This is a genomic window from Acinetobacter seifertii, assembly GCF_000368065.1.
Taxonomy (GTDB): domain Bacteria; phylum Pseudomonadota; class Gammaproteobacteria; order Pseudomonadales; family Moraxellaceae; genus Acinetobacter; species Acinetobacter seifertii.
Map to the genome: position 1 here is coordinate 369,074 of NZ_KB851200.1, position 24,291 is coordinate 393,364.

General features: G+C 40.2%; 26 protein-coding genes and 2 pseudogenes. 8 read left to right on the forward strand and 20 right to left on the reverse strand.

The features are described from left to right. Both F985_RS09035 and folE read right to left on the reverse strand, forming a co-directional pair. Positions 1-1,152, reverse strand: a complete 1,152-nt coding sequence (locus tag F985_RS09035) for an extended-spectrum class C beta-lactamase ADC-133 (RefSeq protein ID WP_004700205.1) — start codon at positions 1,150-1,152, stop codon at positions 1-3. A 147-nt stretch (positions 1,153-1,299) separates the two neighbouring features. Further along, positions 1,300-1,848: a GTP cyclohydrolase I FolE gene (gene folE, locus F985_RS09040; protein ID WP_001187844.1), complete on the reverse strand. Its 549-nt coding sequence runs from the start codon at positions 1,846-1,848 to the stop codon at positions 1,300-1,302. Between the two features lie 260 nt (positions 1,849-2,108). Here folE and xdhA point away from each other — a divergent pair, with 260 nt between their 5' ends. The 5 genes and pseudogenes from xdhA (at position 2,109) to xdhC (ending at position 8,461) form a co-directional block, all read left to right on the forward strand. Continuing rightward, the gene (xdhA, locus tag F985_RS09045) at positions 2,109-3,608 is read left to right on the forward strand and encodes a xanthine dehydrogenase small subunit (protein ID WP_004700209.1); all 1,500 of its coding nucleotides are present in this window, start codon (positions 2,109-2,111) and stop codon (positions 3,606-3,608) included. A 1-nt stretch (position 3,609) separates the two neighbouring features. Beyond that, positions 3,610-5,406: pseudogene (locus tag F985_RS09050) on the forward strand (xanthine dehydrogenase molybdopterin binding subunit); the annotation flags it as partial. A 91-nt stretch (positions 5,407-5,497) separates the two neighbouring features. Further along, complete coding sequence (locus tag F985_RS09055) at positions 5,498-6,832, forward strand: ISNCY family transposase (RefSeq protein ID WP_004699130.1); 1,335 nt, start codon at positions 5,498-5,500, stop codon at positions 6,830-6,832. 54 nt (positions 6,833-6,886) lie between these two features. Next, positions 6,887-7,471 (forward strand): annotated as a pseudogene (locus F985_RS09060) (molybdopterin cofactor-binding domain-containing protein); the annotation flags it as partial. A 6-nt stretch (positions 7,472-7,477) separates the two neighbouring features. After that, entirely contained in the window at positions 7,478-8,461 is a 984-nt protein-coding gene (gene xdhC / locus F985_RS09065) for a xanthine dehydrogenase accessory protein XdhC (RefSeq protein ID WP_004700215.1), read from the forward strand. A 10-nt stretch (positions 8,462-8,471) separates the two neighbouring features. On the opposite strand, the gene F985_RS09070 is transcribed toward xdhC, so the two are convergent. The 3 genes from F985_RS09070 to trpD are packed head-to-tail and all read right to left on the reverse strand — an operon-like array spanning position 8,472 to position 11,042. Beyond that, complete coding sequence (locus F985_RS09070; RefSeq protein WP_004700216.1) at positions 8,472-9,167, reverse strand: Smr/MutS family protein; 696 nt, start codon at positions 9,165-9,167, stop codon at positions 8,472-8,474. A gap of 9 nt (positions 9,168-9,176) precedes the next feature. Then, positions 9,177-9,983 carry an indole-3-glycerol phosphate synthase TrpC gene (trpC, locus tag F985_RS09075; RefSeq protein WP_004700219.1) on the reverse strand — a complete coding sequence of 269 codons (807 nt, stop codon included), beginning with the start codon at positions 9,981-9,983 and terminating at the stop codon, positions 9,177-9,179. Between the two features lie 9 nt (positions 9,984-9,992). Continuing rightward, on the reverse strand, positions 9,993-11,042 hold the full coding sequence (trpD, locus tag F985_RS09080) for an anthranilate phosphoribosyltransferase (protein ID WP_077164829.1): 1,050 nt from the start codon (positions 11,040-11,042) through the stop codon (positions 9,993-9,995). Between the two features lie 357 nt (positions 11,043-11,399). Between trpD and F985_RS09085 the strand changes: the two genes are divergently transcribed. Next, complete coding sequence (locus tag F985_RS09085) at positions 11,400-14,132, forward strand: TonB-dependent receptor plug domain-containing protein (protein WP_004700223.1); 2,733 nt, start codon at positions 11,400-11,402, stop codon at positions 14,130-14,132. Between the two features lie 7 nt (positions 14,133-14,139). Continuing rightward, on the forward strand, positions 14,140-16,911 hold the full coding sequence (locus F985_RS09090) for a M1 family metallopeptidase (protein ID WP_077164824.1): 2,772 nt from the start codon (positions 14,140-14,142) through the stop codon (positions 16,909-16,911). A 97-nt stretch (positions 16,912-17,008) separates the two neighbouring features. Here F985_RS09090 and F985_RS09095 read toward each other — a convergent pair whose 3' ends face one another. The 12 genes from F985_RS09095 to F985_RS09150 all read right to left on the reverse strand — a co-directional run bounded on the left by F985_RS09095 (position 17,009) and on the right by F985_RS09150 (position 22,653). After that, complete coding sequence (locus F985_RS09095; RefSeq protein WP_000925676.1) at positions 17,009-17,593, reverse strand: anthranilate synthase component II; 585 nt, start codon at positions 17,591-17,593, stop codon at positions 17,009-17,011. A 114-nt stretch (positions 17,594-17,707) separates the two neighbouring features. After that, positions 17,708-17,977 carry a hypothetical protein gene (locus tag F985_RS09100; RefSeq protein ID WP_004700226.1) on the reverse strand — a complete coding sequence of 90 codons (270 nt, stop codon included), beginning with the start codon at positions 17,975-17,977 and terminating at the stop codon, positions 17,708-17,710. Further along, on the reverse strand, positions 17,977-18,477 hold the full coding sequence (locus tag F985_RS09105; RefSeq protein ID WP_004700228.1) for a DNA N-6-adenine-methyltransferase: 501 nt from the start codon (positions 18,475-18,477) through the stop codon (positions 17,977-17,979). Before F985_RS09105 ends, F985_RS09100 begins: the two co-directional genes overlap by 1 nt. After that, on the reverse strand, positions 18,474-18,683 hold the full coding sequence (locus tag F985_RS09110) for a hypothetical protein (RefSeq protein ID WP_000028947.1): 210 nt from the start codon (positions 18,681-18,683) through the stop codon (positions 18,474-18,476). The genes F985_RS09105 and F985_RS09110 overlap by 4 nt, the downstream gene beginning before the upstream one ends. Beyond that, on the reverse strand, positions 18,680-18,904 hold the full coding sequence (locus tag F985_RS09115) for a hypothetical protein (RefSeq protein WP_000854113.1): 225 nt from the start codon (positions 18,902-18,904) through the stop codon (positions 18,680-18,682). Before F985_RS09115 ends, F985_RS09110 begins: the two co-directional genes overlap by 4 nt. Then, positions 18,891-19,223: a hypothetical protein gene (locus F985_RS09120; RefSeq protein WP_025469087.1), complete on the reverse strand. Its 333-nt coding sequence runs from the start codon at positions 19,221-19,223 to the stop codon at positions 18,891-18,893. Before F985_RS09120 ends, F985_RS09115 begins: the two co-directional genes overlap by 14 nt. A 2-nt stretch (positions 19,224-19,225) precedes the next feature. Next, positions 19,226-19,471: a hypothetical protein gene (locus tag F985_RS09125; protein WP_000654847.1), complete on the reverse strand. Its 246-nt coding sequence runs from the start codon at positions 19,469-19,471 to the stop codon at positions 19,226-19,228. 1 nt (position 19,472) lies between these two features. Further along, entirely contained in the window at positions 19,473-20,474 is a 1,002-nt protein-coding gene (locus F985_RS09130; protein ID WP_004700234.1) for a hypothetical protein, read from the reverse strand. Beyond that, complete coding sequence (locus F985_RS09135) at positions 20,471-21,592, reverse strand: ATP-binding protein (protein WP_004700236.1); 1,122 nt, start codon at positions 21,590-21,592, stop codon at positions 20,471-20,473. Before F985_RS09135 ends, F985_RS09130 begins: the two co-directional genes overlap by 4 nt. An 11-nt stretch (positions 21,593-21,603) precedes the next feature. Then, positions 21,604-21,927 carry a hypothetical protein gene (locus F985_RS09140; RefSeq protein ID WP_002134806.1) on the reverse strand — a complete coding sequence of 108 codons (324 nt, stop codon included), beginning with the start codon at positions 21,925-21,927 and terminating at the stop codon, positions 21,604-21,606. Continuing rightward, the gene (locus tag F985_RS09145; RefSeq protein ID WP_004700239.1) at positions 21,920-22,210 is read right to left on the reverse strand and encodes a hypothetical protein; all 291 of its coding nucleotides are present in this window, start codon (positions 22,208-22,210) and stop codon (positions 21,920-21,922) included. Before F985_RS09145 ends, F985_RS09140 begins: the two co-directional genes overlap by 8 nt. Further along, positions 22,210-22,653 carry a hypothetical protein gene (locus F985_RS09150; protein WP_001102070.1) on the reverse strand — a complete coding sequence of 148 codons (444 nt, stop codon included), beginning with the start codon at positions 22,651-22,653 and terminating at the stop codon, positions 22,210-22,212. Before F985_RS09150 ends, F985_RS09145 begins: the two co-directional genes overlap by 1 nt. 193 nt (positions 22,654-22,846) lie before the next feature. On the opposite strand from F985_RS09150, the gene F985_RS09155 reads away from it, so the two are divergent. Beyond that, entirely contained in the window at positions 22,847-23,089 is a 243-nt protein-coding gene (locus tag F985_RS09155) for a hypothetical protein (RefSeq protein ID WP_000051959.1), read from the forward strand. A 6-nt stretch (positions 23,090-23,095) separates the two neighbouring features. Here the strand turns inward: F985_RS09155 and F985_RS09160 are convergent, their stop codons facing one another. The 3 genes from F985_RS09160 to F985_RS0104250 all read right to left on the reverse strand — a co-directional run bounded on the left by F985_RS09160 (position 23,096) and on the right by F985_RS0104250 (position 24,250). Continuing rightward, the gene (locus F985_RS09160; RefSeq protein WP_000845537.1) at positions 23,096-23,299 is read right to left on the reverse strand and encodes a hypothetical protein; all 204 of its coding nucleotides are present in this window, start codon (positions 23,297-23,299) and stop codon (positions 23,096-23,098) included. 259 nt (positions 23,300-23,558) lie between these two features. Further along, on the reverse strand, positions 23,559-23,798 hold the full coding sequence (locus tag F985_RS09165) for a hypothetical protein (protein WP_000891954.1): 240 nt from the start codon (positions 23,796-23,798) through the stop codon (positions 23,559-23,561). Positions 23,799-23,911: 113 nt separating this feature from the next. Further along, positions 23,912-24,250, reverse strand: a complete 339-nt coding sequence (locus F985_RS0104250; RefSeq protein ID WP_025469088.1) for a hypothetical protein — start codon at positions 24,248-24,250, stop codon at positions 23,912-23,914. Between the last annotated feature and the right edge of the window lie 41 nt (positions 24,251-24,291).

Consider the following 24,291-nt stretch of genomic DNA (forward strand, 5'->3'; position numbering starts at 1 on the left):
TTATTTCTTTATCGCATTTAGCACAGCATAAGCCGCCTTAATGCGTTCTTCGTTTGGAATACGTTTATTGGTTAACATGACTAAACCAATATTTTCTTTAGGAATAAATACGACGTATGTTCCAAAGCCATTGGTTGAACCAGTTTTGTGAAACATTTTAATTGAAGGTTCTTTAGAAATAGCAGTGACTTTATTAGGCTTCATCACAATCTGGTCAGAATTACTGTCTAATAAAGTTTGTAAGGTTGCAGGGTAAGAAAACTCTTCCCAACCAAGCGCCTGATACATGGTATCTACTTGATAGAAACCTTGATGTGTCTCATTAATTGCACGTTGAATATCAGCAGGATATTGCTGCGGGTTCAGGTTGGCATGAACAAACCCCAACATGTCTGGAAGAGTCGATTTAACGCCGTAAGCTGGACCATCTAAGGGACCAGGGTTGACTCGAATCGGCTGATTTTGTTGGTTATAGCCAAATGCATAATGTTGCATTTGAGTTTTAGGTACATTGACATAACTATGTTTTAAGCCAAGGTCTGGAAAAATGGTTTTTTCTAAAACCTGACTAAAAGGCTGATTCATTGACAAGCTTACAACTTTTCCAAATAGGCCAATACTTGGGTTGGAATATTGTCTATATTCACCAATTGGATTTTTAGGCTTCCAGTCTTTGAAAAAAGTTAAAACTTGTTGGTCTGTTTGTACTTCATCTGGAAACTGTAGCGCAAGATTACCACTGGTATAAGTAGCAAGTTGAAGTAAATTGACCTGATCAATCGGGGTGTTTTTTAGCTCTTTCCAGTATTTACTTGGTTTATCTTCAAAAGAGATTTTTCCCTTATTCTTAGCATAAGCACCTGCTGTAGCGGTAAATAGTTTACTGACAGAACCTAGCTCAAAAATGGTACTGCTATTTACAGCTTTTTTATCTTGAACAGATTGAAGGCCATAATACATTTCATATTTTTTATTGTTTTGAATAACACCTACCGCCATACCCGGCACATTATATTTTTCTAATAACGGTTTAAAATTTTGATCAACCAGTTTCTTAATTTCTTGCTCTTTTGGTGTATTCCCTGCATAAATTGAGGTATTAAAAATAAAAAGAGGGAATAAAAGTAAGCAAGAAATTTTGTTAAATCGCATGATTAACTCATAAATTATTTAAAATTAAAGATGTGTACTTTTATAACAAAAATCACATAATTTGATTGTTATGTTTTATAGAGTAAGTGCTTTATCTAAATATAAAAAAGCCCAACTGAGTCGGGCTTTTTTGCAGTAGCTACCAGATTAGTAGCTTTCTGGTACTGCACTTAAGAATTCACGGCGTGCTTCTTTGTCAGTTTTAAAATCTCCGACAAAAGAAACTGTACGGGTGGTAGACTCTTGTTTACCTACACCACGCATCATCATACACATATGTGCAGAGTCAATTACGACAGCAACACCGCGAGCACCAGTCACTTCAGCCACAGCTTCAGCGATTTGCTGAGTTAGATTTTCCTGAATTTGCAAACGACGAGCAAACATCTCGGTAATACGTGCAAATTTAGATAAGCCAAGAACTTTGCCTTCTGGTAAATAGGCAACATGAACACGGCCATAGAATGGAAGGAGGTGATGTTCGCAAAGCGAATAAAATTCAATATTTTTCACCAATACCATTTCATGGTTATCTGATGGGAAAACAGCATTATTGGTGACTTCTTCTAAAGTTTTACTATAGCCAGAAGTTAAATATGAAAAAGCTTTAGCCGCACGCACAGGCGTATCTTTAAGGCCGGGACGATTAAGGTCTTCACCGACGGCAGTCAGAATGTTTGCGTACGATTGCTGCATTGACATAAGGCGTATAAATTTACTCTATTAGACAAGCTCGGCATTGTATCAGAAACATGACCTGATGTTCATAACTCGTCGCACTATATTTATCCTGTTCGGTATGCGTTGGATAAATGGTGAATAAATTTCATGTTTTTTATCGTTAATAGTCAAGTATTTGAACATGAAATGTGCGACTAATACAGTTAAGTTATAAATGATCGCCTCATGGCATCATATTTGCAAATATGCCGTACTATAGAGCATAAGGATAAAAAATGTCAGAACGTCCAATTACCTTTTTTTTTCGTGGCAGTCAGCAACAAGTAGAAAATGTATTACCCACCATGACGGTCTTACAATTTCTCCGAGAATATACGCAAGCCGATAAGACTCGGCAGACTGGTACAAAAGAGGGCTGTGCTGAGGGCGATTGTGGTGCATGTACAGTAGTGATTGGTGAGTTAGTCAATGACAGCTTGCAATTACGGAGCGTGAATGCTTGTATTCAGTTTTTAGTGACTTTAGATGGTAAAGCTTTATTTACAGTAGAAGATCTTCATAATTTATTACCTACACAAGCTGGGACATTGCATCCTGTACAACAGGCAATGGTGGATATGCATGGCTCACAATGTGGTTTTTGCACGCCCGGTTTTATTATGTCGTTATGGGCAATGTATGAAAATGAACAACAGCCACCAAGCAAAGATAAAATCAGTGATTATCTTTCTGGAAATTTATGCCGCTGTACGGGCTATCGACCTATTTTAGATGCAGCAAAAAAAGCATATGACTATCCGCGTGTTCAATTAGAACGTAAAAAAGTACTTAATGTATTAAAAGACATTCAAGCATTACCAGCATTGCATTTAAATCATCATGTTCAGCAATTTTTTGCACCCAAAACTTTGCGGGATTTTGCTGCTATACGTTCACAGTTGCCGCAAGCCCGTATTGTTGCAGGTAGTACAGATGTCGGTTTGTGGGTCACAAAGCAGGGCCGTAATTTAGGAGATATGCTTTATATCGGTCAGGTGGAAGAGCTGAAAAAGATTGTAGTCACAGACCATACTTTAACGATTGGGGCAAATGTCAGTTTGAGTGATGCACTCATCAAAATTTCAGAGTTTTATCCTGACTTTCAAGAATTACAGCGCCGTTTTGCTTCCATGCCTATTAAAAATGCTGGAACTTTAGGTGGAAATATTGCCAATGGTTCGCCTATTGGCGACTCAATGCCAACATTAATTACGCTAGGTACACGCTTAATTTTGCGCTTAGGTGAACAGGCTCGTGAAATTGCCTTGGAAGACTTTTATTTAGATTATCAAAAAACAGCATTACAACTTGGTGAGTTTGTAGAGTCGATTGTTATTCCACTTCGTGAAGGGCAGCCACGTTTTAAATTTGCCAGCTATAAAATTGCTAAACGTTTTGAGCAAGATATTTCTGCGGTATGTGCGGCTATTTCATGTGAGCTAGATAATCATTGTGTCGCTCACAATGTGAAAATTGCTTTTGGTGGCATGGCTGCTATTCCCAAACGTGCAAAGTATGCAGAAGCCATATTGGAAGGCCAACAACTTACATCAGAATTGATCGTTCAGGCACAAGAAGTATTGTCGCAAGACTATCAGCCTTTAGATGATGGACGTGCTAGCTCAGCATATCGTTTACACGTCGCGAAAAACTGTTTACAGCGTTTTTATGTAGAAAAAGTCCTGTCTCAAACACTAACTCGTGTGAATGACTTGATTGCTATGGTGGAGATCTGACATGAATCAAACCATTAACTTAAGCATTTCTAAAAAATCAGCTAAAGCTGGCGACTCGATTCCACACGAGAGTGCCCATTTACATGTAACGGGGCAGGCAACATATATTGATGATTTACCTGAGCTTGAAAATACCATGCACCTAGCTGTCGGATTTTCAAGTTGTGCAAAAGGCAAAATTAGTAAGCTTGATTTAGATGCAGTACGTCAGGCCGATGGTGTGCATGCAGTTTTTTCGGCAAAGGATATTGATGTTGAAAATAATTGGGGACCCATTGTAAAAGATGACCCAATTTTTGCCGAAGATCAGGTCGAATTTTATGGACAAGCCCTGTTTGTGGTTGTTGCTGACAGTTATCAGCAAGCCCGTCAGGCAGTTCGCTTAGCAAAAATTGAATATCTGCCCGAAACTCCGATTTTAACCATTCAAGATGCGATTGAAAAAGAATCGTGGGTGTTACCGCCTGTTGAATTCAGCCATGGTGAAGTTGAACAAGCATTTCACAATGCAGCACATCATCTTTCAGGTGCTATTGAGCTGGGTGGGCAAGAGCATTTTTATCTCGAAGGACAAATTTCCTATGCGATTCCCCAAGAAAATCAGAGCTTAAAAGTCTATTGTTCGACACAACATCCAACCGAAATGCAGCTACTGATTTGTCATGCATTAGGCATGAATATGCATCAGGTGAGTGTGGAAAGCCGTCGTATGGGTGGTGGTTTTGGTGGTAAAGAGTCGCAGTCGGCGCAGTGGGCATGCATTGCATCTTTGGCAGCACAAAAAACAGGCCGTCCGTGTAAATTACGCTTAGATCGTGATGATGATATGAGCGCTACAGGCAAACGTCACGGTTTTGCTTATGAGTGGTCTGTAGCCTTTGATGACAGTGGTATTTTACAAGGTTTAAAAGTACAACTGGCTTCAAACTGCGGTTTTTCGGCTGATTTATCTGGGCCAGTAAATGAACGTGCGATTTGCCATATTGGCAATGCCTATTATTTAAATGCAGTTGAGTTACGTAACTTACGTTGTAAAACCAATACTGTTTCCAATACGGCATATCGTGGTTTTGGTGGGCCACAAGGTATGTTTGTCATTGAAAATATTATTGATGATATTGCTCGTTATTTAGGTTGTGACCCAGTTGAAATTCGTCAGCGCAATTTCTTTGCCGAACAGCCCGGTGCTGGACGTGACCGTATGCACTATGGAGCAGAAGTCCGTGATAATGTTGCGCCAAAATTGGTAGCCGAATTATTGCAAAGTAGCGATTATGCGAAACGCAAACAGAGCATTCATACCTTTAACGAGAACAATGACATCATTAAGCGTGGTATTGCGTTAACACCCTTAATGTTTGGTATTTCGTTTAACGCCGTGCATTACAATCAGGCGGGTGCACTGGTCTACGTGTATATGGATAGTACTGTTTCTATCACCCATGGCGGTACAGAAATGGGACAGGGGCTATATACCAAAGTACGGCAGGTTGCCGCTCATGAGTTGGGTTTACCAATCGATAGCATTCGCTTAATTGCAACTGATACTTCTCGGGTGCCAAATACTTCGGCAACTGCTGCATCGAGTGGCGCAGATCTAAACGGTAAAGCTGTTCAAAATGCCTGTATTAAAATTCGTGAGCGTCTGGCAAAACTTGCAGCAGAAATAAGTCAAAGTGAAGCTGAACAAGTCCAGTTTGAAAATAGTATAGTCACAACAGCGAATGGTCACTCATGGACATTTCCTGACTTGGTTCAACGGGCATATATGGCACGTGTACAACTATGGGACAGCGGTGTTAGAACCCATTTAAAGTGTCTATATTCTCACCAATAAAAATGTCTAGTTTATGATGGCTTAAACATCATGGACTGGATATGAAATATAGATGCTGATCACTATGTCTGACAAAGAAATTCAACGTCTTGCTGTTCTGCAAGACGTTCGAGATCATCGTATTACACAAGTCCGTGCTGCTGAAATCCTTAATCTTTCAACCCGTCAAATTACCCGGTTATTACAGAAGCTCAATCAAGATGGTGTTTCAGGTATGGCGCATGCCAGTCGTGGTCAACCTGGCCATCGTCGCCATGATGATTTATTAAAATCAAAATGTCTTTCCATTATTTCTGAACATCTGCTGGGATTTGGACCTACCTTGGCCCATGAGAAGCTCAGCAGCATGTTTGACCTGAATATCCCGGTAGAAACGCTTCGGCGCTGGATGACTGCAAATGACCTCTGGATTCCACGATCCAAGCGCCTTAAACGTCCATATCAGCCACGTTATAACCGGGATTGCTTCGGTGAGCTAATCCAGATTGATGGCTCATATCATGACTGGTTCGAAGGACGCGCTGCTAAGTGCTGCTTGCTGGTTTATATCGATGATGCCACTGGAAAGCTGTTGCATCTGCGCTTCTGTGAGGCGGAAACGACCTTCGACTATATGCTTTCAACCCGAGCCTACATTGAACAATACGGTAAGCCTCTGGCCTTTTATAGCGATAAACATTCGGTCTTCCGAGTGAACCAGAAATCGAGCCAGGACAGCCAGATCACGCAATTTGGGCGGATTCTGAATGAGTTAAATATTGATATTATCTTCGCCAACTCACCCCAGGCCAAAGGCCGTGTGGAACGTGCCAATAGAACACTCCAGGATCGCCTGATCAAGGAAATGCGCCTAGAAGGTATCTGTTCAATTGCCGAGGCAAATGCCTGGCTGCCCTGCTTTATTGAGCATTTCAATCAGAAGTTTGCCAAGTGTGCGCGAAACTCAAAGAATTTACATCGGCCATTAACCGAATCTCATCTTGAACTGGATGATATTTTTACCTGGCAGGAACCGCGTAAGGTCACCAAGAATCTGACCCTGACCTATGACAAATGTATTTATCTGCTTGAACCGACAGAGCTGAATCATAAGCTTGTTGGGCAATATATTTCATTTCTGGAGTACCCAGATGGCACTGTGGCCCTCATGTACGAGGGACGAAAGCTCAACTACAGCATTTTCAATAAATTAGCTGGGCTACAGCAGAATGAGATCGTTGAGAATAAACGGTTAGGTACAGTTCTGGCACATATTCAGCAACAGCATGAAGAGTTGGAAAAACAGAATAAACGTTCCCGTCTCAAGAAAAGTATGCCGAGTCGTAAAGCTCAGAAAGCTGTTATTGAACAAAGAAAGTTAAATCCTGTGCTTGACTCTTGTGGTTAAAAACAGGACATTTTAAATGGTTTATCGCATAGACATTTTAATTGGTGAATAACAAGCGGTTTTTATAAAACACCAGAAATTCACTATGATCAGGTCAACCATTTAGGGCGTCCATTTTTCTACTATGCTTATGGCGCAGCGGTCAGCGAGGTCGCAATAGATACGCTAACTGGGGAAATGAAAGTGTTACGTGCCGATATTTTGCATGATGTCGGGCAGTCAATTAACCCTGCAATTGATATAGGGCAAATTGAAGGTGGTTTTGTACAAGGGATGGGATGGCTCACGACAGAAGAGTTATATTGGCAGCCACAAGGACCACACGCTGGCCGTTTGTTTACCCATGCGCCTTCAACTTATAAAATCCCGACCAGTGTAGACATTCCTCATATTTTTAATGTCAAACTGTTTGATAACCAAAATCAGGCAGACACCATCTATCGCTCTAAAGCGGTAGGCGAACCTCCATTCATGTTGGCATTATCAGTGTTCTCTGCAATTCGTCAGGCAGTACAGGCGGCTATTCCAGAAAATGCACCGCTCGTACTCAATGCTCCAGCAACTGCCGAAGAAATTTTACGCGCAATTGCGATTGGACGCGGACAAGCTTTGGCTGACCGACCACAAGCTAAAATGTAGAAGATTATGCAACATTTACAATGGTGGACTGATTTTGTGGCGTGGCAAGTCGATGCTCTGCCTATGGTATTGGTCACAGTGGTACGTGCAAATGGTTCAACACCACGAGAAGTTGGTGCAACTATGTTATTGCGGTTTAATTTGCAACAGCAATGGCAGCAGTCCGATACGATCGGTGGCGGGCATCTAGAGTTTCAGGCCATTGATATTGCTAAAGAAATGTTAAAAGAAACGGAAACTTGTGTGAGGCGTATTGAACGCTTTAACCTCAGTGCTCGGCTGGGACAGTGTTGTGGCGGGGTGATGTGGTTATTGTTTGAAAAAATATTACCCAATGCGATCACATCGGATTTATCTGCGATTTTACAAGCATGGCGAGCTGGTCAGCGTATAGGGCGTAAGGTCTCACATCAATATGTGTCCACTTGGCAGAGTATGGATATAGAACAACAACCAAGTTTCGAGTTTCATTCTGGCAGCAGTGAAGAATGGCAATTTAGCCAGCAGATAAAACCTTATGCCATGCAAGTGCTGATTTGTGGCGCCGGGCATGTGGGTGAAGCAATTGTTCGTTGTTTATTGCCTATTGGAGTTCGGGTGAAATGGATTGATCAGCGTGATGATATTTTTCCATCCGATTTACTGCAACAGGTGCAATGTATAACGACTGATACCTTAGACGCCGAGATCGAGCAATTTGATCGTTCGGGGGCAATTTTAATTTTAACGCACGATCATCAACTAGATTTGCAATTGTGTTTTACAGCCTTAAAACCTACGGCGGAACCATTTGCTTATGTCGGAATGATTGGTTCAAAAAGTAAAAGAGCTATTTTTGAAAAGCGTATGCAAGTACGTGGTTATACCCCAGAAACATTACAACGTTTGGTTTGCCCGATCGGGGTAGAAGGAATTTCATCGAAACAACCTGCAATGATTGCCATTGCAGTAGTTGCTCAATTATTGCAGGTGTTTGATGTAAAAAAATGATCCCAAAGGATCATTTTTTTTGTTCGAACTTTGGATTTTTTTCTGCGCGTTTAAGCAGCACGAGAACTGCACCTGTGCCACCTTGATTTTCTGGAGCACTTACAAAAGCTAAAACATCACGATGTTGGCGTAACCATCCGTTGACATAGGTTTTTAAGACCGCTTCGGGGCCTTTACCATGTACAATTTTAATGACATTTTGATTTTCATCTTTTGCCATCTGGATAATTTGTAAAACTGCGTCACGCGCTTGTTCAATGGTACAGCCGTGTAGATCTACAGCTTCAAACCAACGCATCTTGCCTGCTTTTAAGTCTTCAAACACCTTATGTTGAAGTGTTGCAATGCGATAGCTTAATGAAGCTTGGCTTGCGACCGGATTTAAAGCAGCTTGAGTGTCTGACAATTCAGCATGTTCGGTATCACGGCCACCTTCGGCAGCTGCACGTTTAGCTAGTGTTTGTGCATCGACTTTTTTGGCACGAGGTGGTTTGACATTAGCCACATTACTATTGTTGATGCGTTTAACACCTGCAACAGCTTGTTGAAACAAATGTGTATCTTCCAATTCTTCAGGCTCAGCCTGAGATTTTTTAGTCTCAGACTGATTTGCGATTTTGCTTGAATGAGGATTGGAGATTTGCTTTTTAAATTGCTTCAATAATTTTTGTTGCTCTTTAGAAAGCGATGAATCTTTATTACTCATATATCTTCATTAAACCGTTTGAGGTTGTCCAAAAAGAGCAGTAAAAGCTTGATCTGGACGTGGTTGTTTCATAAAACTTTCGCCGACCAAGAAGCTGTGAATATCATGCTCTTGCATCATATGCACATCGTCTGGCGTCGCAATACCGCTTTCAGTAATTAATAAACGTGAGGCTGGAAGTAATTTTTTCAATCGGATAGACGTATTTAAATCTACATCAAACGTTTTTAAATTACGGTTATTCACACCTAATAAACATTGTTCAGAAAGCTTTAACGCGCGTTCCATTTCTTCTTCGTCATGAACTTCAACCAATACATCTAGTTGATGTTCAAACGCAGTTTTTGACATTTCTTCGAGTTGCTGGTCAGATAAACAAGCAACGATTAATAAAATACAGTCAGCATGCAAAGCACGTGCTTCAACTACATTGTATGGGTCAACCAAGAAGTCTTTACGTAAAGCAGGCAAAGCACAATGATTGCGAGCAATCGCAATATTTTCATCTGCACCCTGAAAGAAATCAACATCAGTTAGTACCGATAAACAGGCTGCACCAGCTTGTTCATATTGCTGGGCAATTTCAGCAGGATTAAAGTCTGCGCGAATAACTCCTTTTGATGGAGATGCTTTTTTAATTTCAGCAATTACACCCGGACGTTTATGTTGTAAAGCATTTGCAAAGCCACGTACTGGAGTCGCAGCTTTTGCTAATTCTTCAACGTCTTGCAAATTACGTTGTTTTAATCGCGCAGCAAGTTCCTCATGTTTACGGTCAACAATTTTACCTAAAATGGTATTTTGAATATTAATCATGAGAAATCCTTAATCTGCCTGACATTGTTTTAATGTTTTGGTAAATTCAGCCAAAACACTCATTTTTTCTAAAGCTTGTCCGCCGTAAATAATATCTTGAGCGAAGGTAACAGCCTGAGCATAAGTTTTGGTAATACCCGCCACATAAATTCCTGCGCCTGCATTAAGCGCAATCATATTTGCTGCTTTTTCACCAACATCAGTTTTATTTTTACCCAATGCATCTTTAATGAGCTTTAAGCTGGAAGCAGCATCCGCAACCACTAAACCGTTTAAAGTTTGTGACTCAATTCCGACATCTTCAGGGGTAAGTGTCCATTCAGTAATTTCACCGTCTTTGAGTTCAGCAACAGTTGTAGGCGCTGCAAGGCTAATTTCATCAAGCCCATCTCTTGAATGAACCACCATCACATGTTCAGCACCAAGTTGCTTCATCACTTCGGCAATTGGACGACAAAGTTCATCTGAAAATACCCCAATCACAAAACGTTTTACACCAGCCGGATTCGTAAGCGGGCCAAGTAAATTAAAGATACTGCGAACACCAAGCTCTCGACGTGGTCCAACAGCATATTTCATTGCTTTGTGGTGGTTTGGAGCAAATAAAAATCCTACACCCATCTCACGGATGCAGCGTTCAGTTTGTTGCATGTCTAAATCAAGATTAATACCAGCTTGCTCAAGTAAGTCAGATGAACCTGATTTGCTTGAAACGCCACGGTTACCATGTTTGGCAATGGTTGCACCTGCCGCCGCAATTACAAAGCTTGAAGCGGTAGAGACATTGAATAAGTTTTGACCATCGCCACCCGTGCCGACAATATCAACTAAATATTTGATATCACTGACATCAATTTTAATGGCAAATTCACGCATGACACGTGCAGCAGCAGTAATTTCGTCAATACTTTCACCTTTCATGCGAAGGCCCATCATCAAAGCACCAATTTGTGCTTCGGTTGCCTCACCCTGCATGATGCTACGCATTATGTCTTCCATTTGCGGCTGAGTCAAATGAATGTTCTTGGTAATGTGGTTGAGCGCCTGTTGGATATTCATAGTCATGATTTACAGCATTAATGATTAAAATTTTTAGGTGAAGTTGATCAAGAGTGGGAGGTTCGGCCTATTGCGTTCCATGTTTCACTAGCTACGGGGAGCTATGTTAGCAGAAAATAACCAAAGATTTTTGTTGTTCGATAAGAGATTTAGAAATTTTGCCTAATGAAGGTTTTGGATCTATTCATAAACAAAATTTATTTATTGAAAAAGGTTTTAGTTTGTTGTGAGTTTTTATGATAAATAATTAACCATTTGGTATATCTTAAACATCAATATATCTAGAAAAAATGTGTATAAATCAACCAAATAAAAGTGGATATAGTAGGGCGGTCTTTATTTTGTCTATTAATAAATATGTATTTAAATAACTTCAAATATCTAGGGGCTTTAAAAAATAAGCGCTCATTTATTTTTGTATTTGTTGTACTGTTCCATCCGTTAGAAAGTTATGCACAAGAAGCTGTAGAGCAACCACAAAATCAAGCTAAACCAGATAAAGTGGTACGCGTTGCCGTGACAGGTTCTAGGATTTCAAAAGCACAAAAAGATGGCCCGACCAGTGTAACTGTCATTACCGCAGCCGATATTGAAAAACAAGGTTTTAGTAATGCATTTGATGCACTCAATAACCTGACGCAAAACACGGGTTTTGTACAAGGTGCCGATTATGGAAATACTTTTACACCTGCGGCTAATGCTATTAGTTTACGAGGCTTAGGACCCAACCACACTTTGACTTTGATTAATGGGCATCGGGTTGCAGATTATCCTGTGCCTTATGATGGCTCTGTCAATTTCGTAAACTTAGCTAATATTCCAACGGCCATTATTGACCGTATTGAAATATTAAACGGTGGTGCTTCTGCAATTTATGGTTCAGATGCAATTGCAGGTGTGGTGAATATTATTCTGAAAAAGAAAACAGATGGCACACAATTTAATATTAAAGCAGGCGGAACCAAAGAAGGCGGTGAAAATTTACGTTTACAACTAAGTGGCAGTAAAACTTTAGACAAGCTTAGTCTCGTTTATGGGGTTGAACTTAGTGGCCGTGAGCCGATATGGGCAGCCGATCGAGATTTTATGTCGAGCCGAACACGTTTGGGTGAGAAGCCTGACACGGTTGTTGGCCGTAAAAATGCTGATACTGGTAAATATCTTTCAATTGGTGGGTGTCAGGCATTTAACGGTTTATTTAAAGGATCAGTCAATAATATAGGACAAGCAGGTGCGGACAATTGTGCCAGTGGTCTAGCACGACCAACCTATTGGACGGTTCAAACTCAAAACCGCAGTCAAAATGGTTACCTCGGTTTAGATTATGAATTGAATGATAAAACTCAATTATTTGGCGACTTTTTAATTGGCGCCAATCAAATCGAAAATAATACCCGTGGTCCGACATGGACTTCTTTAGGTGCATCGAGCGGTTATTTTCTCAATCAAGATTCAGGCAATTATGAAATTTGGAATCGCCGTTTTGCACCTGAAGAATTAGGCGGGGTAGAACGCGTAAATAAAAAGTGGAAAGAACTTTCTTCGAACTTAAACTTCGGAATTCGAGGCGATATTGGCGAGACAAGCTGGCGTTATGAAGCAGCCTATAATGGTTCCATTTATACCAGTCAGCTAAAGCGCCAAGGTTTATTACGTTCTAATGTCGATGAATATTTCTTAGGTCAGCAACTTGGTACAGATGTAGATGGCATTCCTATTTATTCCCCTCGATTAGATCGTTTAAGTCGACCACTCACAGCAAGTGAATTTGAAAGTATTTCGGGTACAACAACAGAAAAAGATAAATCGTGGGCACAAAGTTTAACTTTAAGCGCGAATGGTGACGTATTTAAGTTACCTGCAGGAACGGCCAAACTTGCGGCTGTGGCCGAAATTGGGCGTCAAGGTTTTTCGATTAAGCCAGATCAAGCACTTGAAAATGGTGAATATTACAATGCAAGTTCTAGTGGCGAATATGGGGGTACACGTACACGCCAAGCACTCGGTGCAGAATTATTCTTACCTTTAGCAAAACCGTTAAATTTAACCCTGTCTGGACGTTATGACCGTTATGCTTTGTCAGATAGCAGCATTGATAAGCTAACTTTTGGTTCAGGCCTTGAGTTTAGACCACATCCGACTTTATTGGTGCGTGGTAACTACGCGACCAGCTTTCGTGCACCAGATATGAACTATCTGTTTTTAAATAAGCAAAAAGGTTATTTCCCAAGTACAACAGATTATTTACGTTGTAGCCAAACGGGACAACCTTTAGATAAATGTAGCTTTAAAGATTACTCACCTGGGGCGAATTACACTTTAACCGGAAACAAAGAGCTTAAACCTGAAGAGGGTAAATCTTATGGTGCAGGTTTTGTTTGGTCACCAACCAATAAATTTGATATTAGCGTCGATTACTGGGATATCAAAATTGATAATCTTGTGACCAACTTAAGTGCGGACAAAATTCTACGTTTAGAAGCAGATTGTCGTTTAGGAAACCAAGATATTAACTCTGCGGCCTGTATTGATGCTTTGGCACGTGTAGAACGCAATCCTGCAAATGCAGTTGTCGATCCAAATGTGATTAAAAATATTAATATTGTCCCGATTAATGCTGCATCAGATCATACCCGCGGGATTGACTTCACTACGAGATGGCGCTGGAAAACAGACAGCTTTGGTAACTTCCTCTGGACGGTAAATTATAGCCGCGTACTAGAACATGAATATCAACAATCAAAAGATGGCGAGAAAGATGACTACTTAAAAGATTTAACCATTCCTGATTGGCGTGACCGTTTTAATACCAGCCTCAGCTGGAGCTTTGGTGATTGGGCATCAACAGTATTAGTTAATCGTTATGGCAAAATTCCAAACGGCGACCAAACTGTTTACTTAAGCCCAACGTATTTGGTGAACTGGAGTGGTACTTATCAAATCTCTCCAAAAGCTTCTGCTTCAATCATTATTAATAACTTGTTTGACAAAGTGAAACGAGATGACACAGGCGGATGGCCGTATTATCCGGTAGGATCATATTCACCATTCGGCCGTCAAGGTTGGTTGGAGTTTAACTATAAATTCTAAGAATGATGTGTGGATGCAGCAAAGTGGTACAGCATTTGCTGCATCTTTTTATTTAAAACTACAGAGGATAAAACCCCTTATGCTGGTCAAGCCTTCATTTAAAAAAAGATTGCTACTTTCAACATTATTATCTTTATCGGCGACACAGATTTTTGCATCGAATAACAGTGAACAAATCCCGATTGGTAAATTACCCGAGTGGGTCGTACCCGAATCTTATGATTTAGATTTTAAGATTGATCCCGCACAAAAAGGCTATACCGGTAAAACTACGATTCATTTAAAGCTGGCTCAAGCCACAGATCACATCTGGATTCATGGTAAATCTTTGACGGTGAAAGATGTGAATATTACATCGGCAGAGGGCGTCAAAACCACGGCAAAATATGAGCAAGCCTCCGAGGTTGATGGGGTGAGTAAAATTAAATTTGCCAAGACCTTGCCAGCAGGCCAGTATCAACTCGTTCTGGATTTTAATGCGGCGTACGACCAGCAGCTCGACGGTATTTATAAAATCGAGTTTGAGGGTAAACCTTATGTTATGACACAAATGGAAGCAATTAGTGCACGCCAGTCATTTCCGTCATTTGATGAGCCACGTTTTAAAACGCCGTTTAATATTCGTTTGACGATTCCAAGCAAATATTCAGGGTTTGCCAATACCCAACAAACATCCGAGCAAGCAGAGAAGTCGGGTTGGAAAACACTAAGTTTTGCACAAACTAAACCACTACCAACGTATTTACTTGCACTGGCTGTTGGACCGTGGCAATTACAAAAAGGGCCAGATATTGGGACAACTTCATGGCGTAAGCAGCCGATTCAGTTACGTGGTATTGCGCCTGATGCTAAAGCTGAAAAAATGCAGCATGCTTTATCTGAAACGCCAGCCATTTTAAAAACTTTAGAAGATTATTTTGCCTTTGGTTATCCATTTGACAAGCTCGATTTACTGGCAGCACCAGACTTCGCCGCTGGTGCAATGGAAAACCCGGGGCTGATTACTTTTAGAGATTATCTAATGTTACTAGATAAGGACTCACCAGTTTCATTTGTACAGAATTCATTTAATGTCAATGCACATGAGCTGGCGCATCAATGGTTTGGTGATGTCGTTACGATGCCGTGGTGGGATGATTTGTGGCTCAATGAATCTTTCGCGACATGGATGCAAAGTAAAATTACTCAAAAATTACATCCCGAATTTAATGCTGATCTAGAGCGTATTTCAGACACCGCAGATGCGATGAAAAGTGATAGCTTGGTAAGTGTGCGTCGTATTCGTCAGCCTATTTTAAGCAATGCCGATATTCAAACTGCTTTTGATGGCATCACGTATCAAAAAGGTGCAGCTGTTTTAAATATGTTTGAAAGCTACTTAGGTGAAGAAAAATTCAAACAAGGCGTACGCAATTATATTAATAAGCACCAATATGGTAATGCGACAGCCAATGATTTAATTAGCGCTTTAGCTGAGCAGTCTGAGCAAGGCGAGCGCTTTGCCAAAGCGATGAAAAGTTTCCTTGATCAACCGGGTGTACCTTTACTCAATACTTCACTACAGCAAAAAGGTAATAAAGTCTTTTTAAATGTGAAGCAAACTCGTTATTTACCTGTGGGTTCAAAAGGTGATGCCAGAAGCCTGTGGGGCGTACCATTATGTGTACGTTATGAAGTTCCAAATGCAGGTAGTAAAGTGCAATGTGAATTGGTAGACCAAGCAGAAGCTAAGATTGAACTCAAAGGTGCTAGTCTTGGCAGTTGGTATATTCCAAATGCAAATGCGGCGGGATACTACCAATTTAGTTTGCCTCAAAAAGAATTTACTCGCCTGACTGCCGCTACAGAGAAGCTTTCTAACAGTGAACAGTTGGCCTACGCCTACGCAATTTCTGCTGCATTTAACCATGGTGATATTAATTTATTGGCTGTCGTAGATGCTGCGAAGAAATTTGCCAATTCGAATAGCCGACAAATTAGTACAGCCTTGTTTTCCCAGTTAAGTACTATTCATCGTCATGTATTAAAAACAGAAGCTGAACGTGAACATTTTAGAAAAGTCTTAGCTAATTTATATTTACCTAAATTAAATCAGTTGGGTTATGTCAGCAAAACAGATGAAGCAGCTGAAGACAGTTTGTGGCGTAGTGAGTTAGTTAAGTTTCTTGCTTTAGATATTCAAGTTCCCGAAGTCCGTACACAACTGTTAAAACAGTCAGATGCTCTATTTGCTCAAAAGCAGCTTAACTTTGCGCAAGTAACCCCTGAATTATTGCCAACCATTTTAGCTGTACGTGTACAAGAAAAAGGCCAACCTGCTTTTGATCGTTTATCTGGAGAGTTACAACGCGTGACTCAACCAACACAACGTCTTGCAATTCTTACGGCTCTAGGTTCAGCAAATCAAGAAGCAACACGCCAACAAGCACGTCAGTTAATTTTGAACCCGCGTGTTAAAGTCGGTGAAGTTCATACCGTGGTCAACTCAATCAATAATTATGGAGATGAACAAGGTGGCTTATGGTCTTGGTTTAAGGTAAATCATGACGCCGTATTTGATCGTTTAGGGAAATCTTCAGCTGGGCGTTTTCCTGCAATGTTCAGTGGGGCAGCATGTACCCAACAACAAGCAGTCCAGTTAAATGACTTTTTTGCACCACGAACTAAAGAATTAGTCGGGGTTGAAAGAGGATTGAAACAGACCAAAGAACGTATTCAACTCTGTGAATCTTTAGTGGCAAAACAAGATGGATCAATTGTGCAGCAGTTAAAGTTGTAATTGATTCAAGCATTAAAAAAGCCAACTGATCGTAGTTGGCTTTTTTTATTCAGGGTTCTTATCACATTACTTTTAAAATAATCTATTTACGGCAGCCTTATGCATAGATATCTAAAAAGTTTTTAAAGATTTGATGGCCATGTTGACTTAAGATTGATTCAGGATGGAACTGCACGCCTTCAACAGGAAGTGTCTTATGTTTAACACCCATAATTTCTTCCATTGAACCATCTGCTTCATTGGTCCAGCAAGTTACTTCAAGGCAATCAGGCAGTGTTTGCTGATCGATCACCAAAGAATGATAACGAGTTGCCGAGAATGGGCTAGGAAGATTACTGAAAATACCTTTATTGCTGTGGTACATATCAGATAAACGTCCGTGCATCACCGTTTTGGCTCTTACAATTTTTCCGCCAAAAGCTTGCCCAATACTTTGATGCCCTAAACACACGCCAAGCAAAGGAATTTTTCCGGCAAAGTGATTAATTGCAGGAATTGAAATACCTGCTTCACTTGGAGAGCAAGGGCCAGGACCAATCACAAGATATTTTGGTTGCCATCGTTCAATATCCTCTAATGTGACTTGATCATTGCGAACTACTTTTACTTCCTGATTCAACTCGCCAAAATACTGGACGATGTTGTAGGTAAAAGAGTCGTAATTGTCGATCATTAGAAGCATTTTAGATTCAACTCACTAATAAATAAAAGGATTTTATTTTGATGTGGTTTTGGTACTCAATTTGATACTCAAGATTGATAAAGTACCTATATATTTGGATAAAATAAAGCCACCTCAATAGGTGGCTACTTTACCAGATTCTTTTGTGTCTGTAACGACAGATTGCACGTATGACAATAACCAAAAACTTTTTCGCCCATCCTTATAAGGCCTATGGTATCTGCCTTCACGAATTCGAGCGTCTAGAGTTTCAGGTTCGATATTGAGCATGTGTGCAAATTCTTCACGACCAACTCGGCGTTCTTCTTTTGACTGGGCAATACGTTCAGCTACTGCAACAATCTTTTCTAGAATACTAGCCTCTATTTTAACTACTTGTCCCATTACCCCTCCTTACTTTCCGCTTTTCTAAAATCAGTCTCTGTCACAATCCACTGAACATCTTTAAGACTTGGACGAAATACGACAACGCAACAACCAAATGGCGCATTAGATGATGAACCGCCAAACTTTAAGCGGCCACGAATAAAATGAATTTCACGACCCAAACAATAGTCTTGAAACCAACGGGCATCAGTGCGAACAGGAACGAGTGCAACTACCGTATGACCCTTACTTGCTGTTTCTGCTGCTTTGGCAATCCAATCTACAATTTCACGGCCGTATGGTGGATTCATCCAACATGTTCCAGACCATTCTTGTTTCAGCCCATCAATTTCAGGCGTGAAGTAGCGCTCACATTTGGCATTCCCAGGCAGAGCACAAACATCTAAATCAAAGTTAAAAACTCGATCCAATTTTTCAAAAAAATCTTGCGGTGTTGACCATACATCTGTTCTATTTTCAGCAAGACCAAACAGCTTGCTTTGGGCCATTGTGTTCATCCCTCAGCTCCCGATTCAACATCCAACAACATGCTGCCTTCCTCTGGATATTCGGTCATCCAAAAGTAATAGCCTTTGCCACTGTGCCCATCTTCAAAAAATTTAATAGTTAGTTCAGTTTCAAGTTGATCTAAATCATTTTCACCATCTGGATTTACAAATTCGAGAAGGCTTTTTAATTGGTGACCATTAAGAGTTATGCTCATTGTTCAGCTCCCGATTCGCTTGCTTCTTCAACTTCATCCCAATTGACAAAGGCAACCCCTGAATCACATTCTATTTCACCCTTGTGATTGCAATTAGGACACTGAACCTTGTCCCCATCCCACAAGTAGCACCCAATGCCACGTTCAGTTGTTACTTCTGCATAGTCGCCAAAACCACAATTAGAGCAGGCATCAAGCCAAGTAATTTTAAGAGTTTTCATTTTGATCACCTGCTGCTTCAACCATTGCCTTATATCCAGTTTTACTTAGCGTCGACATCGGCGCGACTGAATATCGTTCGTATGCTTGGAACATCTTTTCCGATGGAACCTTAGGCATTAGTACATAACCCTCTGGCACCGCCTGAGCTTTGGCTTTTTCTTGCCATGCATACCAAGCTCCATTGATAAATGATTCTGCACATGAGTTGAATGGTAAGTCGTAAAAATCACCATTAAAATGAGATTTTTCCTCATTCAGTATTTCTGCAATTTCCGAAAGCTTCTCAAAAGCCTCTCTTTCCTTATTCAAATCAAAAATCATTACGCCCTCAAATATTCTTCTTTAGTCCACTCAACAAACTCTTTATAAAGTTGTTGAGCTGGTTTATTTAACCGGTTGTGATAGTCGATAGTTATACGGCGCCAAGCGACTGGTACCGCATAATGCTTGGTTAGAAACATTGCTTGATCCATGCCTTGCCGGACTATTACGTAGCCCAGCAATTGCAAGTAGTACATAAAACCAAGCATGTGTTTTTGGCTCACTTTCTTGTACTGATCTTTCATGTTAGAAACCGTCCACTAATAGATAATCAGGATCAGCTTCAGGTTGAGTAGGTGTAGGATTCTCTAATTCATAGCGGCGTTTTCTCACATACCCCATTAGCTTCGGTTGAATCTGCGGATCTCGTGCAGCCACGTCTATTTCCAAAGCATCTAGCGTTGTAAGGTCTGGTGCAGTTTGGATTTGAACCATTAAAGAGGGTGGCTCATTAGCAGATGCCTTTTCTTTTTCTAGCTCTTCAAGACGTTTGTGAGTGGCGAGAAGGATAGGCTTCATTTGTTCGTCATCCCATGTGCGGGTATAACGATAAACCGCATTTACTTCTGCAGGTGTTTTTGACTCTTTTACACGCTGTAGAAGAGTATCTAGGGTTTGCTGATATTCTGGATCTACTTTAGGCTCGTTAGTTTCTGGAACTAATAGATCCTCGGATGATGAAACATAAGGCCCCTCAGTAACAACAATTGCACTATCGAGATCCTCTTTTAAATCTTTAGTAGGCTCTTCAATTACTGTTTTTTCAGTATTAACCTGAGGTGATTTCTCAACTTCATTTTTTAAAGGCTTTTCTTCTTCAACTTCATCAGTTGGCTTGTTCAGAAGTTTGAGCATATCTTCAGCAAACTCACCTCCACTTACTTTGATAATGGCGCAGCAATGAGCAAAAGCATTATCAAAACTTGAGTGAACTTGGCCATGCTGGAGCATGCGCAATTGTCCTTTAGATCCATTCCACTTAAACTGCTGCACACCTAATTCAACAGTTGGGCTAGGGTAAGAGCAAGTAGAACCTTTTTCTGGCGCAACTCTTAATGGTTCTGGTACCTCAAATTCACCAATAAAAATAGTTCTAGGCTTTAATTGAAATTCGAATTTATCAAAAACATCAAAGCCAAAGTCATAAGGGTTAAATGGTTCCCAGCCATTACGCTCAGTATTATTTACTAAAAGTAATTCACCGTTGGCCCAAGCAAGTTTGGCTTCAACTTTATTTAGAATTTTCATGCTGTCATCCCCGTTTTAGCTAATGATTCAATGTCTTGTTTAACTGCTGGTAGTTTTGCTGCTTCAATTTGGATAAGGGCATCTATGCCGAAGTGTTCACAAACTGTTTTCACGTCTAGGCCGCGTTCAGCTATGAAGTTTTGAAGTTCATCTCTTTGTTGATCTGAGATACCGTTAAATTCTGGTGGACTAATCCAAGTGCCACGTTGCTTATCAAACGTGCAATTCAATGCTTTAGCTCTCATTAACATTGCTTGGCGCATGTTCTGGTAATACATGTGTTCTTTATCAAGCGACTCAGTTAATTGATTAAGGTCACCTGCATGCTCTGCTTCCTCACAGCTTTGTTTCCAGTTTTCTAGCTCTTCTTGGGCTTTAGCTGCTGCAAGTTGTGCAGGCGTTAAGGTGTTAATGTGATCTTTAGCTTGAGTAATCAGGTCAGCCAAGAAAGTAGGGTGTGCTTTAAGATCAGGTACCCATACTTCACCGGTTTCACCGCCTAAAGCACCTGAGTTTTTCGCATGATGTGTAGGCGAAGGTTTGAAATTAATAACGCGGGCATTTTTACCTTCACCAGTAGTAACAGTTGTTAGATAACCCATGACATCTGCGATACGGTAAAGCTCGTTACGGTTTTTACCACCTAGATCTGGGCGGTAAATAATTTGATCACCGTTTTGATCTTCTGATGCGTGTGCAATGAAAACAACATCTTTACCTAAACTGATCAAAGTATTGATGTATTGCTTGAACGTTTGGTTCGCTAAACCTTGAGCCTTTAACTTTAAAGAGCCATCTTTTTGACGGTTATTAGCAGTTAGCAATAGATGGGTTTTAATGCATTCAAGCATTGCACCCACGGTATCAATGACTACGGTTTTATATGGTGCTAAGTCCTGCGGAGTAAGGTTTGCAACATCACTCCATTGTTGAACCTGTACAACCGCACCACGACGTAATTCACCAGTACGGTGAGCACCACGGTCAAAGTCAAAAGAAATTGCTTTTTCCGCAGTAAAGCCCATCGATGATTTACCTAAACCCGGATCAGCGTATAGGTACACAATAATTGCTTGAACCAATAAAGTTTGGTCAGCAGTAATAATCGGTAGAGCCATTATTCTTATCCTTATCTTGAGCCTGTAAAACCGCGTTTTTGCTTATATGCTTTGCGGTCATAAGTAGGGATATTTGTTTCACGCAGTTTTATAGCGAGCTGCTTTCTGCGCTGAAAATCGATTTCTTGGGTGAGTTCATTCCAAACTTTTGGATAAGAAGTTTGGAACCTGAACACATTTAAAGGCGTCTTAACTCCGTCTTTAACTTTGTAAAGAACTGAGCCATTAGCATTAGATGCGTACACTTGCCAGCCAATGCGAACTGAATACAGCCCTTTATCATCACGGCCTAAAAATGACTTGTAGCCGTCAGGATGTTTTTTGAAATTAGACATGTTCAGCTTCCTTACATTCACATGTACCAACAAAGGCATAGGTAAGCGGGCTTGGAGCATCAACTGGAGAAACATCCTTAATATTTAAAGGAATAATTTCTTTTCGATATTTAACTAAAACCACATCACCTTCACGGCAATCGACAATTCCTTCTCTTGAAGAAAAATGAGCAGATTTAGAAGATTGGGTTACTCTGCAAAATGAAACCTCATCACCAGCTTTGATTTTTGAACGGTCAACAGGAATCATCTTCTTGCAAGTAGGGCAGTTGTAATCTTTCATTAAGCTGCCTCCAACCATTTATTACGGTCGATATAGCCCGCTAATAAAATATTTATGTTTTTATGGTCGTCATGATTGGTGAAATCATTCCAAGGTTTGCCGCTTAAGTCAGTTACTGACTCAATAGCAAGGTTAGTAATTTCAGCCGCTGTAAAGTCAGATCCAGCTACACCGTAGTTATCTGCTACCCCGTCAAAATCAAAGCTTACGTTTAGTTTGAAGCCGTCTATGCGGATAACAGCTACACCAGTTTTTTCACCAGTTTGCTTAATTCCTAAGAGTTCATATTCAGAAGCAACTACTTGTTTGCTTTCATATGAGTAATTGAAGGGGATGCTAGAGTTAGCTGCCTTATATTCACAAGAAGCTAGGCCAGCAATCAAAACAAGTGCTGTAACACCCGTTACCTTGATATGGTTGAATGGAATTGCATTTACGTTCATAATTGATCTCGCAGTTTGCAAAAGCACATCGACTCTCTTACCTTCCGATGTGCTTTTTTGTTGTCTACGAGATTTATATTAACTATGGTTAATTTTTTAGTCAAGAGAAAAGTTAACAATGGTTAATCTTTTTATTAACTATAATTCATGCTTTAATAGACAAAAGAAAACCCAACTATCAAAGGTGATAGAAATGAGTCTAGGCGAAGAAATGTTTGAATGGCGCAAGCAGATGGTTGAGAAACTACTGCTTCAGGAAAGTAATATTGATCAACTAGAAGAAAAAGTTGATCGTGCTGAAAAGATTCTTTTTGGTGATTGCACAGCCGCTTTCAAAATAGAGTGCACGCTTCGGAACGCGTATGCGCTGAAAGCTATTCTTGATGACTTTGCCACCAAGAATAACTGCAAGCTGAGTATAGTAGAGTGTGAGTAATCAGGGTTAGCTCATTCCTGAAATGGGTTTTGATGTGGCTTTAGGCTTTGGCTTAAGTTCTTTTAAAGCTTCTTCTACCGCTTTCAGTGATTCCTGGTAGGTTTTAACCCAAAGATCAGCACTTTTTATATTGATGGTTGAAGGATCAGTATCAGCAATGGTTGCCTTAGTAAGCTCTAACGCTAGAGCTTCTATGATTTCAGTTTTCATATTTTCTCCGATATTAATGGTTATTTAAGATCAATGTTGGCACAAAGTCTTAATCCCATAATATCAGGGAAAATTTGAATATATTAAAAAAGAAAACCCACCGTGGTGGTGGGTTAGATGGAGTTTGTTGAGATGATTGCTATTACAAAAAAAGGGGAGCTTTTACAGATTGAAAGCAACTCATCAATTACTGGACATCAATTTATAGGGGTAATCATTACTAACCCAAGTCAATTAAATGGTGATTACCAAAACATTGCTAATCATTTTTATTGCACAGATCCAGAACAACTTCAAAGGCTAACCCTAGACGCTTTACGTACAAATCAGAGTCGCCACCATTTGTTGAGTGAGCAACCTTAACAACCTCAAACATTGTACTTTCTTCATCAATATTTATATCGATCCATTCACCAATACGAGGGTGTGTCGTAAATTGTCTTGCATATAAAGGTTCGGGTTTGTCACTAGAAACATCAATTACAGTAAGTTCAAGCATTTTCTCTCCTCCCGATATGTTTTAAAGGATCGTTTCGGGTCACGACAGGTAAATTTATGAAAAATGAAATTAATTATTTAACAATGGCAATGAGCCTTATTGCTTTAGCAATGTCATTTCTTACATTTCAATGCAATCGCTTGATTGTTGGTATGTGCTATGGTGCAGCGCTTGTACTCATCATCATCTACATAATATTGAAGATAAATAGAAAAACACGAAACAAGGATAGCAATAAATGCTAAAAGCTGAGTTATGTAAGCGCTGGGGTGTTTTTTAATTGATTTAGCTATCAGTAAGGAAAAATCAACAAAATAAGATAATACCTTTGCTGTCCAATGCTTGCTTGGCTCTCTAGTGCCTACGTAAGTATCGGTACGTGGATCCCATCTCATATCACCAGGATCACCCTTGTACCGAGCCTTAAACTTATTTAATATTTTTCCAAACACGTATTATTCTCAATTTATCAATTATCTTGTGATATTGGTGG